We start from the raw sequence: 13,790 nt of genomic DNA, 5'->3' as shown, positions 1-13,790 counted from the left end.
AGGGCGCCCGCGGCCAGCAGGCAGGGACTTCTCGTTTTCATGGGCTGGTCTCGAGCTCGTAGAGGCGGGTCCGCCGGACCGGGCGGAAGCCGAGGTGGCGGCGTACGGCCAGCAGCCCGGCGTCGTGGCCGGGGCCGGCGGCCTCGATCTCGGTGACGTACGGGTGGAGCGTTCGCAGGCGCTGGATCAGGGCGGCGTTGACCCAGAGGCCGATCTGCTGTTCGCCGTGCCCGGGAAGCACCGTCGGCCCGTACTGCCGGGCCCGTTCCCCCGGCCCCGTGACGGCCAGGACATAGGCCGCCAGGGCGCCGCCGCCCGCCTCAGCCTCGACCTCGGCCCCGGTCAGCAGAGCCGCGCCCGGGCGGGCCGGCAAGTCGCCGGTCCAGGAGGTCAGGCGGTAGCCGGGGTGGTCGGCGTCGACCAGTTCGGCCAGCCACGCCTGGTGGACGTCGCAGTAGGTGAGCAGGTCGTGGCGGCGGGAACCGGTGCGGCGGAAGCCGTGCCGCCGGCAGAACGCCTCCCCGGGGGAGCCCGCGCCCACGTCGGCCAGCAGGCGGCGGCCGGCCGCGGCGTCCCGGACGGCGGCCAGCAGCCGGGATCCGATGCCTCGGCGGCGCCACCTCGGCTCGACCGACAGGCTCAGCCGGGCCGCGCCCGGCGACGCCGGCGGCGGCAGGGACCACAGGCCGGCTCTCCCGGCCACGAAGCCGTGCGGCGCCACGGCCAGCCATCGCGTCATCCCGGCCCGCGGGATGTCGACCACGAGTTCGTTCATGCGACCAACCCTCGCGGGGCCGCCGCCGTCGAACAACGGGAGAGATCGCACCGCCGGATAAGCCGTCGGTTATCGTTCCGGCGACCAGACTCGTCCGGGGGAAGGAGGCCGGTCGGTGGAGATGCGCGACATCGAGATCTTCCTGGCGCTGGCCGAGGAGCTCCACTTCGGGCGTACGGCCGAACGCCTGCGGGTCTCACAGGCCCGGGTCAGCCAGTCGATCAAGCAGCAGGAACGCCGGATCGGCGGCGCCCTGTTCGAGCGGACCAGCCGCAGCGTGCGTCTCACCCCGCTCGGCGAGCGGCTCCGGGAGCGGCTCGCCGCCGGCTACGGCGAGATCATGGCCGGTGTCGAGGAGGCCACCGCGGCCGCGCGCGGGCAGTCCGGCACGCTGACCGTCGGCACCTTCGACACCCAGTCGCAGCAGATCGCGGCCGCCCTCGACCTGTTCCGGCAGCGGCATCCGCAGTGTGAGCTGCGGATGCGGGAGATCCTGCCGACCGACCCGTTCAACGGCCTCCGCGCCGGCCGCATCGATGTCGGGGTCCTCTGGCTGCCGGTCCGCGAGCCCGACCTCGCCGTCGGGCCGGAACTGTTCACCGAGTCCCGGGTGCTGGCCGTCGCCCCCGATCATCCGCTGGCCCGGCGGGACCACGCCGTGCTGGAGGACCTCGGCGACTATCCGGTCGTCCACCCCGAAGGACCGATCCCGGACTACGTGTGGGCGGCGCACACCCCGCCGGTGACGCCGTCGGGCCGGCCGGTCCGCGCCGGGATGACCGTGACCACCCTGGCCGAGGCCTTCTCGGCGATCAGCACCGGCGCCGTGATCAGCCCCATCGGGTCGTTCGCGGCCGTCTCCCGGCGGCGTGACGACGTCACCTTCCTGCCGCTCGCCGACGCGCCGCTCCTGCGGTACGCGCCCGTGTGGCGCACAGCCGGCGAGACCTCCCTGGTCCGCGCCTTCGTGCGGGCCGCCGGCGACGCTCTTCAGACGCCGAGCAGCGAACGGTAACGGCGGATGTCGTCCGGCGAGTGCGAGACGCAGCCGATGTAGTTGTCGGGACGGACCAGGAACAGGGTCGGCTCGTGGACGTCGTAGACATCCAGGACCCCGGGGTCGTCGACGCGGTGGGCGCCGTCCGGCAGGTCGCCGGTCCAGGCGAAGGCCAGCAGGGTGAACCGGGGGCCGCGCAGCAGGTCGAAGATCGGGCCGGGGGCCCGGTCGCCGGCCTGGACCCGGCCCGGACGGGGACGGTGGTCGCGGGACAGGGGGCTGTCCCGGTAGTTCAGGGTCAGCTGGCGCAGGGCCGGGTCGTCGCGGCGCATGGTGGCCTGCCGGTGCAGGCGCGTGGTGATGCCCAGGACGTCCGCCGCCACCGGGAGCCGCTCCGACTCGTACGACTCAATAAGCTCAGGCGAACCCAGCGCGAGTTTCCAGCCGAGGTTGTAGGCATCCTGGATGCCGGTGTTGAGGCCCTGGCCGCCGGCCGGCGAGTGCACGTGCGCGGCGTCGCCGGCCAGGAAGACGTCGCCGACGCGATAGCGCGAGACCATGCGCATGTTGGCGCGGTAGAGCGACCGCCAGCCGATATGGGTGAGTTTGAGGCCGGCCTCCTCGACGAGCTCCTCCACCGATTTGTCCGAAGGGGACGCGGTGAGCTGGAAGTCCTCGGTGCCGGGCAGCGGGCACAGGCCCAGCTTCAGCGACTTGCCGTCGTCGCCCGGCCAGACGTGCCAGTTGCCGCGGTCCAGGCCCTCCACGCGGACGTCCGCGATGATCATCTGCTCGGTCTCGAAGGTCTCACCTTCAAAGGCCACACCCAGGGCTTTCCGTACGGTGCTACGACCGCCGTCCGCTCCGACGACATAGCGGGCCGTGACCGTTTCGCCGGTATCGAGGGTGACGTGAACCCGGTCCTCGGCCTGCGAGAGACCGGTGACGCCGACGCCGAGCTCGACCGGGATGCCGTCGGCGAGCAGCTCCGAGGTGCGCCATTGCGGCTGCATGAGCCCGTTCGGATAGGGCACGGCCGGGGTCGGCTCCTGCGGCTCGGCCATCCGCCGCGTCGTCGTGCCGCCGCCGGGCAGGTGGACCAGCAGCTCCGGATAGTCGCCGCCGGTCGCGAGGAACCGGTCGATCAGGCCGAGGTCGTCGAGGATCTCGAGGGTGCGGGGCTGGAGGCCCTTGGCCCGGGAGCCGTCGAAGAGCTTGGGCGCCCGCTCGACGATCCGGAACGGGACGCCGTGGCGCTGGAGGACGCGGGCGAGGGTGAGACCGGTCGGCCCGGCACCCACGATTAGAGTGAACTTGGATTCAGTGAACATGTATTCACCGTAGAGCGGACTGATAACCTGCGTCAAGTGACGGGAGTTCGGCAGCAGCAGGCGGCGCAGACGGGCGCCGAGCTCAAGGCGGCCGCGATCAGGGTCTTCGAGCGGGCCGGCTATCTGAACACCAAGATCACCGACATCACGGCCGAGGCCGGGCGGGCCACGGGCTCGTTCTACAAGCACTTCGCGAGCAAGGAGCAGCTGCTGCAGGCGCTGCTGACCGACCTGCTGGCCGAGAGCGACGTGGCCGCCATGCGGCCCGAGCACAAGAGCGACTTCGCCGACCGGGAGGCGGTCCGCTTCCACGTGGCGGAGTACTGGGATTTCTACCGGCGGCACCGCACAGTGCTGGGCGCCCTCCAGCAGGCGGCGATCGTCGACGAGTCGTTCGCCCGCATCGTCGACGAGATGATGGAGCCCGACCAGCACCACCTGGCCGAACACCTGGAGGGACTCACCCTGCCGGGCCGGCCCCTCGTGGTGGCCTCGATGTTCGGGACCCTGGCACAGGGCTTCGCGGCCACGTGGTTCGGCAAGATCCCGGACGAGGAAGCGATCGAGACGCTGACCACCTTCATCCACCGCGGAATCGGCGGCGCCTAGGCAACCTCACTCACCGGCGTTCCCGTGCCGAGAGGAGCGCGGGCGCTGCCGTCGGCCGCTGAGGCTGGGCCGGTCGTCACGGCGTACACCCCAAGGATCCGGGAAAGCCGAAGGCCGGGCACGCCGTTGTGCCCGGCCTCGGAGAACGCTGCGCTCAGTTGCTGTTGCGCAGGGCCTTGCGGTAGTCGCTGTTCAGGCGGCCGATGAGGTGCAGCGGGATGCCCTTGGGGCAGACCTGGGCGCACTCGCCCATGTTCGTGCAGCCGCCGAAGCCGGCGTCGTCCTGGGCTTGGAGCATGTCGACGACGCGGGAGTCACGCTCGGGCTGGCCCTGCGGCATGAGGCCCAGGTGGGCCACCTTGGCCGCGGTGAACAGCATCGACGAGCCGTTCGGGCACGCCGCCACGCAGGCGCCGCAGCCGATGCAGGTGGCCGCCTCGAACGCCAGATCGGCGTCCTTCTTGGGCACCGGGGTGGCGTGCGCGTCGGGCGCCGTGCCGGTCGGCGCGGTGATGTAGCCACCGGCCTGGATGATCTTGTCGAAGGCCGTGCGGTCGACGACCAGGTCCTTGATGACGGGGAACGCGGCGGCCCGCCACGGCTCGACGTCGATCACGTCGCCGTCGGAGAAGTGCCGCATGTGCAGCTGGCAGGTCGTGGTCGCCTTCTCGGGACCGTGCGCCGTGCCGTCGATGACCATGCTGCACATGCCGCAGATGCCCTCGCGGCAGTCGTGGTCGAACGCGATCGGGTCGTCGCCGCTCAGGATCAGCGTCTCGTTGAGGACGTCCAGCATCTCGAGGAAGCTGGCGTCGGGCGAGATGTCCTTGACGTCGTACGTCACCATCTGCCCGGCTTCGTCGGAAGACGGCTGACGCCACACCCTGACCTTGATGTCCATTACTTGTAGCTCCGCGTGCTCGGGTGGACGTACTCGAACTCGAGTTGTTCCTTGTGGAGGGTCGGCTTGCCGGCGTCACCGGCCGCGTACTCCCAGGCCGCGACGTAGCTGAACTGGTCGTCGTGGCGCAGCGCCTCGCCGTCGGGGGTCTGGCTCTCGGCGCGGAAGTGGCCGCCGCACGACTCGCGGCGGTGCAGCGCGTCGATGCACATCAGCTCGGCCAGCTCGAAGAAGTCGGCCACCCGGCCGGCCTTCTCCAGGTTCTGGTTGAGCTGCTCGCCGGTGCCGGGCACCTTCACCCGGGTCCAGAACTCCTCGCGCAGGCTGCGGATGAGGCCGATGGCCTTGGTCAGGCCCTCCTCCGTACGCTCCATGCCGCAGTACTCCCACATGATGTGGCCGAGTTCGCGGTGGAACGAGTCCACGGTGCGGTCGCCGTTGATCGTCAGGAACTTCTCGATACGGTCCTCGACGGCCTTGCGGGCTTTGACGACCTCTTCATGATCGGCTTTTACGGGGGCGAACGGCCCCGCGGCCAGATAGTTCCCGAGCGTCGTCGGCAGCACGAAGTAGCCGTCGCCCAGGCCCTGCATCAACGCCGACGCGCCGAGGCGGTTGGCGCCGTGGTCGGAGAAGTTGGCCTCACCGACGACGAACAGGCCGGGGATGGTCGACTGCAGGTCGTAGTCGACCCACAGGCCGCCCATCGTGTAGTGCACGGCCGGGTAGATGCGCATCGGGGTCTCGTACGGGTCCTCGCCGGTGATCCGGGCGTACATCTCGAAGAGGTTGCCGTACTTGGCCTCGACCGCCTTCTTGCCGAGCCGCTTGATCGCGTCGGCGAAGTCGAGGTAGACGCCGAGACCGCCGGGGCCGACGCCGCGGCCCTCGTCGCAGACGTTCTTGGCGGCGCGGGACGCGATGTCACGCGGGACCAGGTTGCCGAACGACGGGTAGATCCGCTCCAGGTAGTAGTCGCGGTCCTCCTCGGCGATCTGGCCGGCCGGCTTCTGGCAGTCCTCGGCCCGCTTCGGCACCCACACCCGGCCGTCGTTGCGCAGCGACTCGCTCATCAGGGTGAGCTTGCTCTGGTGCGTGCCCGACTCGGGGATGCACGTCGGGTGGATCTGCGTGTAGCAGGGGTTCGCGAACAGCGCGCCCTTGCGGTGCGCGCGCCACGACGCGGTGACGTTGCAGCCCTTGGCGTTGGTGGAGAGGAAGAAGACGTTCCCGTAGCCGCCGGAGGCGAGCACGACGGCGTCGGCCATCTCGGTGGTGATCTCGCCGGTGACCATGTCGCGGACCACGATGCCGCGCGCCTTGCCCTCGACGATGATCAGCTCGAGCATCTCGTGCCGGGCGTTCATCTCGATGTTGCCGAGGCCGATCTGCCGCTCCATGGCCTGGTAGGCGCCGAGCAGCAGCTGCTGGCCGGTTTGCCCCCGGGCGTAGAACGTGCGGGACACCTGGGTGCCGCCGAACGAGCGGTTGTCGAGCAGGCCGCCGTACTCGCGGGCAAAGGGGACGCCCTGCGCGACGCACTGGTCGATGATGTTCACGGAGACGCTGGCCAGCCGGTACACGTTCGACTCGCGGGCGCGGAAGTCGCCGCCCTTGACCGTGTCGTAAAAGAGCCGGTAGATCGAGTCGCCGTCGTTGCGGTAGTTCTTGGCGGCGTTGATGCCACCCTGGGCGGCGATCGAGTGGGCCCGGCGCGGGCTGTCCTGATAGCAGTACGACTTGACGTGATACCCGGCCTCGGCCAGGGTCGCGGCGGCGGAGCCACCGGCCAGGCCGGTGCCGACCACGATCACGGTCAGCTTGCGGCGGTTGGCCGGGTTGACCAGCTTGGCGGAGAACTGGCGGCGCTCCCAGCGGGTCTCGATGGGCCCGTCCGGCGCGGCGGTGTCGGCGATCGGGTCGCCCTCGGTCCAGAAGTCACTCATGATCAATCCACCAATCCGATCGTCACCGCGAACGGCACCGAGAGGTAGCCGACGACCAGCACCAGGGACAGGGCGAGGGCGCTGACGCGCGCGATCCGCTCACCCCGCTGGGTCTGCTGGCCCAGGGTGCGCACGGCGCTCCAGATGCCGTGGCGCAGGTGGAAGCCGACGGCCACGATCGACACCACGTAGAACAAGGTCACGTACCAACGGCCGGGCGCGAAGTCCTCGGCCACGTTCCGGTACGCCTCGCCGTGCACCCCGTGCGGGTTCAGGGTGAGCGTCGTGAGGTCGAGAATGTGGTAGATCACGAAGAGCAGGACGATCACGCCACCCCAGCGCATGGTGCGGGCGGCATAGCTGCCCTGCACCTTGGGCCGGTGCGCGTACTTCACCGGCCGCGCCTTGCGGGCACGGATGGCGAGCACGGTGGCCGCGTAGATGTGCCCGACAACGGCGAGGGTGAGCCCGCCGCGCTGGATCCACAGGTACCACTCGTCCGGCAGCAGGGGCGTGCCGATGGTCCGCAGCCAGTGCGCGTAGTGATCGAAGGTCTCCTCGCCAAAGAAGATCTTCAGGTTGCCGATCATGTGCGCGAACAGGAACAGCACCAGCAGGATGCCGGTGCCGGCCATGAGGAACTTGAGGGCGACCGAGGAGCGCCGCCGCGCCTTTTCAGCCGGGGCCGGGGCCTTCGAGGCCGCCGCCTTCCGGGTCGTAGTCGTATCTACCGCCACACCCTGGACGGTAGGAACCCCTGCGCGATTCGTCTAATGCATGATCCAAGCAGTCATCATAGAGATAGGCTATGAAGGTGCAGCTCCAGCAGCTTCGCTACTTTCTCGCAGTCGAACAAACCCGGCATTTCACCCAAGCAGCGGACAATCTGGGCGTCTCCCAGCCGACTCTCAGTAAGCAAATTCACACCCTCGAACAGACCCTCGGCGCCCCGCTGTTCGAACGCATCCGAGGCGCGGTGACCCTCACAGCGGCCGGCCACACCTTGCTGCCGATAGCCCAGCGCATGGTCGCCGACGCCGACGCCGCCCAGGAGGCCGTCTCCGACATCGTCGGCCTACGGCGAGGCGAGGTGCGCCTGGGAGCCACCCCCAGCCTCTGCTCGTCCCTGGTCCCCGAGGTGCTGCGCACCTTCAGAGCCGAACACCCCGAGATCCAGCTGTACGTCAACGAGGGCGGCTCACAGGACCTCATCGAAAACCTGCACGCGCACACGCTGGACCTGGCTTTGATCGTGCAGCCCGAGGAGGGCGTGGACGAGGCCTTGACGGCCACCCCCGTACTCCGCGAGAGCCTGGTCGTGGCCTCGGTGGCCGATGGCCCACCACCCACGATCCACGCCCAGATCGCCTTGTCCGAGCTGGAACACACCCCGTTGGTCATGTTCAGAGCCGGCTACGACATCAGAGGCGTAACCCTGGACGCCTGCCGAAAGGCAGGCTTCACCCCGAAGTTCGCCGTGGAGGGCGGCGAGATGGACGCCGTACTGGCCTTCGTGGAGGCAGGCTTGGGCGTAGCCCTGGTCCCCAGCATGGTGCTGGCCAACCGCCCGTTGCTGCGAGCCACTCCCCTGGCCCCACCCGGCATGCGCAGAACGATCGCCTTGGCCCACCGAAAAAGGTCGGTGCTCCCGCACGCCGCCGAGGCCTTACGAACAACCCTCCTCAAACACGTAGCCACCCAGCAGTTACCCGCAGGAGTGCGCCCCCTATAGCCGATCCAATCCCCTCCCTATTCCAATGAAGCCCGACCGACCCCATTTCCAAACTCGGGCATTTTCCCAAAATCACAGCACCGCAATAGAGCGCCATTCTCGACGCACTCGACCACCGGGCCAAGGCCTTAGAAGAAACGCTCACCCAGGCGCAGGTATTTAGGCACGACCAGCCGCTCCCGCGACGGCGAGTGACTTTCCGGCACCGACACGCCGACCTCAGACTCCGGCGCGGGCGCCGGCGCGGGCGCGGGCGCGGGCGCGGGCGCGGGCGCGGGCGCGGGCGCGGGCGCGGGCGCGGGCGCGGGCGCGGGCGCGGGCGCGGGCGCGGGCGCGGGCGAGTCCTCAATAGACCGCGCCTGCGCCTGCGTCAACGGCTGCGTCAACGGCTGGGGCTGGGGCTGGGGCTGGGGCAGCAGTTCCGGCGCCATTCCCGCCTGCGGCCGAGGCGGGGTCTCCTGTTGTGCCGGCCCGTCGCGCTGACGTCGAAGCCAGAGCAGCTTGAAGCCATGGCGCTGAGCGAGTCCCCACGCACGGTGACGCTCGTGCTCACGACGGAACGCATCGTTCTCGGGTGACCAATTACGCGCCAGAGTGCGGTCACGCATGGCTTCCATCTGCTTCCGGGAGAACAGTCCAAGCTGTTGGTATCGCATGACCAATTATCCCGCGCCCGGCCCACCAATTCCATCCGCGCCCGATGTTGATCGTGCCAAACTTCGACAAGATCATCACAATGACCGAGCCACAACATCACGCTTTTAAATAAGCTCGGAAACGACCAGAACAACAATGACGCGAAAGCAACTACCCACCAGATCGCAACCCCGCGCCCACAGCCCGTGGCGAGCAACCTCAACCCGACCACCCAAGCCCGACCGGCATCACCGCCCCTGGCAAATCGCCCCAATGCCGCAACCCGGGCACTCAGGCTCGCGGGAGCCCTCGGCCGAAGAGGTCAGAACCGGGACGCCTCCCGCCACGACTCCCACACGGCTTGATCACCCTCGACCTCGGGCGCAGGCGATCGCCGGTTCAGGATCAGCACCAAGTCGCGCGCCGGAGCGACCACCCTCACGTCAGCGGGGGCCACGGCCTCACTCCACTCGATGCCCTCCTCCGCTCGGGTCACGTGCCAGGCGCGCTCGATGTCTGACGCCACGAACTGCAGCGTCTCGCCTCTCCCGGCCAGACGGTCGAAGATCTCGAACGAACCCAGGAGGTCGGCCACCCCGTCGGCGGCCAGGTCAGTGGCCAGGTCGTCCGGGGCGGAGGCGTCAATTCGGTGTACGACCAGGTCGTGCACCATCCGCCGCAACCAGAACCCGGCGATCAGGTGCTTCGGCTGCCACGTCCACACCTGCTGGTGGAAGCCCCGCTCCTCCACCGTCGCGAGCAGTTCTTCCGCGCCGGCCGACAGCCATGACGGCCACGACTTCTGGTTCTCGGGTGCTGCGATCAGCTCGTACGGCTGCGCCTGATCCGTCTTGATGATCAGCGAGGCGTAGCGGTGGCCCGTGCCGACGTGGGTCACCAGGTCGCGGACCGTCCACTCGGGGCAGTTCGGCACCACCCGGGCCGGCGGCTCCTTGCCCGTCGCCTCGGCGAAGCGGGCAGTCTCGGCCTTCAGCTCCTCGGCGTATCGCTCGGGCGGCAGCCAGCTCATGGCCGGACCTTACCTTCACGAGCGATGGGAGTGTGGGCCGCCGAAGATTTAGCATCGTCGCTGTGTGGCACGGTGAGTTCCGGGATCCTCGGCTCGTGGCGGTGTACGACGCCGAGAACGTGTGGGGGTGGGACGACGACTTCTTCATGGCCGTGCTGGCCGAGAGGACGGCGCCCCGCGTACTGGACTTCGGATGTGGGACGGGGCGGCTCGCCATCGCCATGGCGGCCGCCGGTCATGAGGTGACCGGCGTCGACCCGGCGCGGCCCTCACTCGACGCGGCGCGGCGGAAGCCGGGGGCCGATCGGGTGCGGTGGATCGAGGGGTCGGCCGAGGTGCTGCCGGAGCGGTCGTTCGACGCCGCCCTCCTCACCAGTCACGTGGCGCAGTTCCTCATCAGTGACGACGAGTGGTCGAGTGCCCTGCGCGCGCTGCGGCGGTCGCTGCTTCCGGGCGGGCGATTGATCTTTGAGAGCCGCGACCCCGTATATCGGGAGTGGGAGAGGTGGAACCCCACCGACTCGCGACGGGTCATCGTGCTGCCGGACGGCGGCTCGGTTGAGGCATGGACGGAGGTAAATGGCCGAAACGAGGGAACGGTCTCCTTCACGCATCACTTCGCATTCACGGAGAGTGATGAGTTGATCAGCGAGGCCACGCTCCGCTTTCGGTCCGAAGAGGAACTTCGTGCTGATGTCGAAGCGGCCGGTTTCGACGTCGACCGTGTCTATGGAGGATGGGCCCGCGAGCCCGTTGGCCTGGGCGAAGACGGCGAATTGATCATCGTTGCGGTGGTGCGGCCGCAGGGTACGGCCTAGGCGCCCGGCGCACTGTCGGGAACCTGCCAATCCGGGGCCGGGCGTTGTCAACGATGAATATGTGACTACTATTCGCTCTCGTCCGAGGAATCGGTAACAGTTGTGGACCTTGTGATGGAGAGGTGGGTGCGATGTCGGATATAGCGCGGCGTAACCAGCCGCCCATGGACGAACCGAGCTCGCACCGGTCGCCGGAGAGCGGCGGCGTCGGCCGCTTCCTGCTCGCGGCGGCGATCGTCCTCATGCTCGTCGCCGTCGCCGGCGCCACCACCTGGTGGATGTACAGCCGCGAGCCGGCCGACCCCACGGCCGTGCCCGCCCCGGCCGCGTCCGCCTCCCAGTGCCCGGACGCCGATCTCACCGTCGCCGCCGCGCCCGACATCGCTCCGGTGATCCAGGCCGCCGCGCGCACCTTCAACGAGGACCCGTCCGACAAGTGCGGGCCGATCGAGGTCATCGCCGAGGAGCCGGCGGCCACGGCGGCCGCCTCCGTCAAGTACGACGTGTGGATCCCCTCCAGCAGCGCCTGGGTGACCCTCGCGGGCATACGGGGCGCCGCTTACAAGATCGAGGGTGAGCCGATCGCCCGTACGCCCGTGATCCTCGCCGCACCCGCCGCCCTCACCAACCAGCTCGCGCCGAACGGGCAGACGTCCTGGGCCAAGCTGACCGCGGCCGCCGCCAGCGGTCAGATCCCGGCGGTGACCATGCCGGACCCGCAGAACAACACCATCGGCATGCTTTCGGTGTACGCCGTCAACAAGGCCATGGCTCGCACGACGCCGGACGCGGGCATCGCGCAACTGCGCGCGCTCACCCTGCGCAGCCGGCTCACGGAGGCGGCGGCGAACCCCGCTCAGCTCATGACGCGACTCGCCGGGGAGTGGAACACGAGCAGCGTCACGTCCTCAGTCGGCGTCTTCGCGACGACCGAGCAGCAGCTCAAGGCGTACCAGGCCGGCAAGCACACGGTGGCCCTCAAGGGGGCCGTTCCGGTCGACGGGCTGGTCGAGGCCGAATATCCGTTCGCGATCGCGCACAACAACCGGGACGCCGACCTGACCGAGCGGCTGCGCGCGGCCATCACCAAGGCGTCCCTGACCCGCGCCGGCTTCCGCACCACGGCCAACCCGAAGGCGATGCCGCTGGTCGGCGATCCGCAGCAGTTGCTCGCCTCGGCCGCGATGTGGTCCGGATACAAGTCGCTGACCACGCAGGTGCTGTTGTTGATAGACGCCTCCGGCTCGATGAACCAGAAGATCACCGCGCCCGGCGGCCGCAGCACCACCCGGGCCGCGCTGCTGCGGCAGTCCGGTGGCATCGCGGCCGAGCTGTTCGCCGAGGACACCAGCGTCGGCATGTGGTTCTTCGGCCAGCCGACGCCGTCCAGCCCGCCGCACGTCGAGGCGGTCCCGTTCGGGCCGATCACCAGCCAGGTCGAGGGCGCGACGCGGCGTGAGGCGCTGGGCGCGGCGATGGCCGGGTACAAGGCGGCCGACAACTCGGGCACGCCGCTCTACCAGTCGGTCCTCGACGGTGTCGCCGAGATGCGGCCGAAGGTGCAGCAGGGCGCGGTCACGCTCGTCGTGGTGCTGACCGACGGCGTGGACGGCGAGTCGACGTACAAGATGACGCAAGCCCAGTTCATGCAGAAGCTCACCGCCCAGCAGGACCCGAACCGGCCGGTCCCGGTCCTCGCGGTCGGCTATGGCCCGGACGTCGACATGAAGGCCCTGAACGACATGTCGGCCGCGACGGGTGGCAAGGCTTTCGCCGCGACGAACCCGGCCGATCTGTCGTCGGCCATAGCGAAGGCGTTCCTGGCGGCTCACGCGCCCCGCTGAGCCATCGGCCGGGCCGCGTGGTGGCGCCGGATGAGGACAGCGGTCGTGACGGTGACGGCGGCCGCGATCCACAACGGCAGCACGGTGCCGAGGTGGATCAGGGCCGAGCCGGCCAGGATGCCGAGGGCGACCGGGCCGAACATGACGGTGGTGGCGGTCGCGGCGACCCGGCCGAGCAGGTGGTCGGGGGTCCGGGTCTGCACGGCGGTGATGCCGGCGATCAGCGTCCAGGGCAGGCCGACCCCGATCAGGACGCTTCCGGTGATCATCGCGGGCCACCAGGGCAGCGAGGACGAGAGGCACCCGGCGGCGAAGAAGGCGGAGCCGAGCGCCGCGACGGCCACCGGGCTGCTGTGGGCGAGCAGACGGCCGACGATCAGGCCACCGGCGATGGATCCGGCGCCCTGGGCGGTCGCGAGAAAACCCAGGTGCGTCGAGGGCAGATCGAGGTCCCGTACGAGGTGAGCGAGCACCGCGGCATTGCAAAGGCCGGACATTCCGATGGCGATCCCGGCGGCCACCACGGGCGTACGGACGGCGGGAATCCCGAAGAGCGCCCGGAGCCCATCCGTCAGGCCACGCCGGTGGCGCTCCACGGGCGCGGCGGCGCTCACCCGTAGGAGGGCGTAGCAAACGGCGGTGAGCAGGGGCATCGCAGCGCTCAGCAGGATCACCGGCGTGGCGCCACGCCAGGCGTAGAGGGCGGCGCCGGCCAGCGGGGCGACGAGTTTCATGCCTTCCTGGGCGCTGGAGCGCCAGCCGTTGACGTCACCCAGCCGCTCCCGGGGAAGGGCGGACGGGAGGATGGCGGTCTCGCCGGCGTCGCTCACCACGTAGCTGACCCCGCGAACCAGCAGAACGGCGAAGATCAGCCAGACGCCGGCGGCCGAGTGGACGGCGAGCAGGGTCAGCAGAACCGCGCCGAGAAGAAGGTCGGTCCCGATCAGCAGCGGACGGCGCGGAAGGCGGTCGGCCAGAGCACCGAGCCACGGCCCGGCGAAGGTCGGCAGGTAGAGGCAGACGGCGGTCAGCGCGGCAAAGCTCACCGAGCCGGTGAGATCGAGAACCCAGAGTCCGGCGGCGATGCTCATCGTGGTGCTGCCGAACCCGGACAGGATCGAGATCAGGACGAGCAGGAACGCGTTACGGCGCATGGAGGCTCCCCGAGGTT

13 protein-coding genes are annotated in these 13,790 nt (G+C 69.7%); 5 read left to right on the top strand and 8 right to left on the bottom strand.

The window, feature by feature from the left end; translation table 11 throughout:
• Window positions 1–37 precede the first annotated feature (37 nt).
• The gene (locus ACFY36_RS37270; RefSeq protein ID WP_499750586.1) at window positions 38–775 is read right to left on the bottom strand and encodes a GNAT family N-acetyltransferase; all 738 of its coding nucleotides are present in this window, start codon (window positions 773–775) and stop codon (window positions 38–40) included.
• A 121-nt stretch (window positions 776–896) separates the two neighbouring features.
• Here ACFY36_RS37270 and ACFY36_RS37265 point away from each other — a divergent pair, with 121 nt between their 5' ends.
• A complete protein-coding gene (locus tag ACFY36_RS37265; RefSeq protein ID WP_499750631.1) occupies window positions 897–1,790 on the top strand; it encodes a LysR family transcriptional regulator in 894 nt (297 codons plus the stop codon).
• Here the strand turns inward: ACFY36_RS37265 and ACFY36_RS37260 are convergent.
• The gene (locus ACFY36_RS37260; protein WP_499750585.1) at window positions 1,766–3,103 is read right to left on the bottom strand and encodes an FAD-dependent monooxygenase; all 1,338 of its coding nucleotides are present in this window, start codon (window positions 3,101–3,103) and stop codon (window positions 1,766–1,768) included. The two genes, ACFY36_RS37265 and ACFY36_RS37260, sit on opposite strands and share 25 nt — an antisense overlap.
• A 36-nt stretch (window positions 3,104–3,139) precedes the next feature.
• Here ACFY36_RS37260 and ACFY36_RS37255 point away from each other — a divergent pair, with 36 nt between their 5' ends.
• Complete coding sequence (locus tag ACFY36_RS37255; protein ID WP_499750584.1) at window positions 3,140–3,712, top strand: TetR/AcrR family transcriptional regulator; 573 nt, start codon at window positions 3,140–3,142, stop codon at window positions 3,710–3,712.
• A 154-nt stretch (window positions 3,713–3,866) separates the two neighbouring features.
• On the opposite strand, the gene ACFY36_RS37250 is transcribed toward ACFY36_RS37255, so the two are convergent.
• Genes ACFY36_RS37250 through ACFY36_RS37240 form a run of 3 tightly spaced genes read right to left on the bottom strand, consistent with a single transcriptional unit; the run spans window position 3,867 to window position 7,296 of the window.
• Window positions 3,867–4,613 (bottom strand): succinate dehydrogenase/fumarate reductase iron-sulfur subunit, encoded by a 747-nt coding sequence (locus tag ACFY36_RS37250; RefSeq protein WP_499750583.1) that lies wholly within the window; start codon window positions 4,611–4,613, stop codon window positions 3,867–3,869.
• Window positions 4,613–6,559 (bottom strand): fumarate reductase/succinate dehydrogenase flavoprotein subunit, encoded by a 1,947-nt coding sequence (locus ACFY36_RS37245; protein ID WP_498658073.1) that lies wholly within the window; start codon window positions 6,557–6,559, stop codon window positions 4,613–4,615. Before ACFY36_RS37245 ends, ACFY36_RS37250 begins: the two co-directional genes overlap by 1 nt.
• Before the next feature lie 2 nt (window positions 6,560–6,561).
• A complete protein-coding gene (locus tag ACFY36_RS37240) occupies window positions 6,562–7,296 on the bottom strand; it encodes a succinate dehydrogenase cytochrome b subunit (RefSeq protein ID WP_499750582.1) in 735 nt (244 codons plus the stop codon).
• Window positions 7,297–7,367: 71 nt separating this feature from the next.
• Between ACFY36_RS37240 and ACFY36_RS37235 the strand changes: the two genes are divergently transcribed.
• Window positions 7,368–8,291: a LysR family transcriptional regulator gene (locus tag ACFY36_RS37235; RefSeq protein ID WP_499750581.1), complete on the top strand. Its 924-nt coding sequence runs from the start codon at window positions 7,368–7,370 to the stop codon at window positions 8,289–8,291.
• 128 nt (window positions 8,292–8,419) lie between these two features.
• Here the strand turns inward: ACFY36_RS37235 and ACFY36_RS37230 are convergent, their stop codons facing one another.
• Together ACFY36_RS37230 and ACFY36_RS37225 are read right to left on the bottom strand one after the other, a co-directional pair.
• Window positions 8,420–8,947, bottom strand: a complete 528-nt coding sequence (locus ACFY36_RS37230) for a hypothetical protein (RefSeq protein WP_499750580.1) — start codon at window positions 8,945–8,947, stop codon at window positions 8,420–8,422.
• Window positions 8,948–9,249: 302 nt separating this feature from the next.
• On the bottom strand, window positions 9,250–9,957 hold the full coding sequence (locus tag ACFY36_RS37225) for a maleylpyruvate isomerase family mycothiol-dependent enzyme (RefSeq protein ID WP_499750579.1): 708 nt from the start codon (window positions 9,955–9,957) through the stop codon (window positions 9,250–9,252).
• A gap of 32 nt (window positions 9,958–9,989) precedes the next feature.
• Between ACFY36_RS37225 and ACFY36_RS37220 the strand changes: the two genes are divergently transcribed.
• Both ACFY36_RS37220 and ACFY36_RS37215 read left to right on the top strand, forming a co-directional pair.
• A complete protein-coding gene (locus ACFY36_RS37220; RefSeq protein WP_499750578.1) occupies window positions 9,990–10,775 on the top strand; it encodes a class I SAM-dependent methyltransferase in 786 nt (261 codons plus the stop codon).
• A gap of 164 nt (window positions 10,776–10,939) precedes the next feature.
• The gene (locus ACFY36_RS37215; RefSeq protein ID WP_499750577.1) at window positions 10,940–12,619 is read left to right on the top strand and encodes a substrate-binding domain-containing protein; all 1,680 of its coding nucleotides are present in this window, start codon (window positions 10,940–10,942) and stop codon (window positions 12,617–12,619) included.
• On the opposite strand, the gene ACFY36_RS37210 is transcribed toward ACFY36_RS37215, so the two are convergent.
• Window positions 12,604–13,773 carry an MFS transporter gene (locus ACFY36_RS37210; RefSeq protein WP_499750576.1) on the bottom strand — a complete coding sequence of 390 codons (1,170 nt, stop codon included), beginning with the start codon at window positions 13,771–13,773 and terminating at the stop codon, window positions 12,604–12,606. The two genes, ACFY36_RS37215 and ACFY36_RS37210, sit on opposite strands and share 16 nt — an antisense overlap.
• Window positions 13,774–13,790: the final 17 nt, after the last annotated feature.

The organism is Actinoplanes sp. NPDC000266 (assembly GCF_042899005.1).
In the GTDB taxonomy this organism is placed as follows: Bacteria; Actinomycetota; Actinomycetes; order Mycobacteriales; family Micromonosporaceae; genus Actinoplanes.
Note: the sequence above shows the minus strand (reverse complement) of the source record. Positions and strands in the feature narration are given on the sequence as shown.

What these genes read in the sequence shown, in the direction of transcription:
- ACFY36_RS37270 (WP_499750586.1), bottom strand. Translation starts at nt 775, where the DNA reads ATGAACGAACTCGTGGTCGACATCCCGCGGGCCGGGATGACGCGATGG.
- ACFY36_RS37265 (WP_499750631.1), top strand. Translation starts at nt 897, where the DNA reads ATGCGCGACATCGAGATCTTCCTGGCGCTGGCCGAGGAGCTCCACTTC.
- ACFY36_RS37260 (WP_499750585.1), bottom strand. Translation starts at nt 3,103, where the DNA reads ATGTTCACTGAATCCAAGTTCACTCTAATCGTGGGTGCCGGGCCGACC.
- ACFY36_RS37250 (WP_499750583.1), bottom strand. Translation starts at nt 4,613, where the DNA reads ATGGACATCAAGGTCAGGGTGTGGCGTCAGCCGTCTTCCGACGAAGCC.
- ACFY36_RS37245 (WP_498658073.1), bottom strand. Translation starts at nt 6,559, where the DNA reads ATGAGTGACTTCTGGACCGAGGGCGACCCGATCGCCGACACCGCCGCG.
- ACFY36_RS37235 (WP_499750581.1), top strand. Translation starts at nt 7,368, where the DNA reads ATGAAGGTGCAGCTCCAGCAGCTTCGCTACTTTCTCGCAGTCGAACAA.
- ACFY36_RS37230 (WP_499750580.1), bottom strand. Translation starts at nt 8,947, where the DNA reads ATGCGATACCAACAGCTTGGACTGTTCTCCCGGAAGCAGATGGAAGCC.
- ACFY36_RS37225 (WP_499750579.1), bottom strand. Translation starts at nt 9,957, where the DNA reads ATGAGCTGGCTGCCGCCCGAGCGATACGCCGAGGAGCTGAAGGCCGAG.
- ACFY36_RS37215 (WP_499750577.1), top strand. Translation starts at nt 10,940, where the DNA reads ATGGACGAACCGAGCTCGCACCGGTCGCCGGAGAGCGGCGGCGTCGGC.
- ACFY36_RS37210 (WP_499750576.1), bottom strand. Translation starts at nt 13,773, where the DNA reads ATGCGCCGTAACGCGTTCCTGCTCGTCCTGATCTCGATCCTGTCCGGG.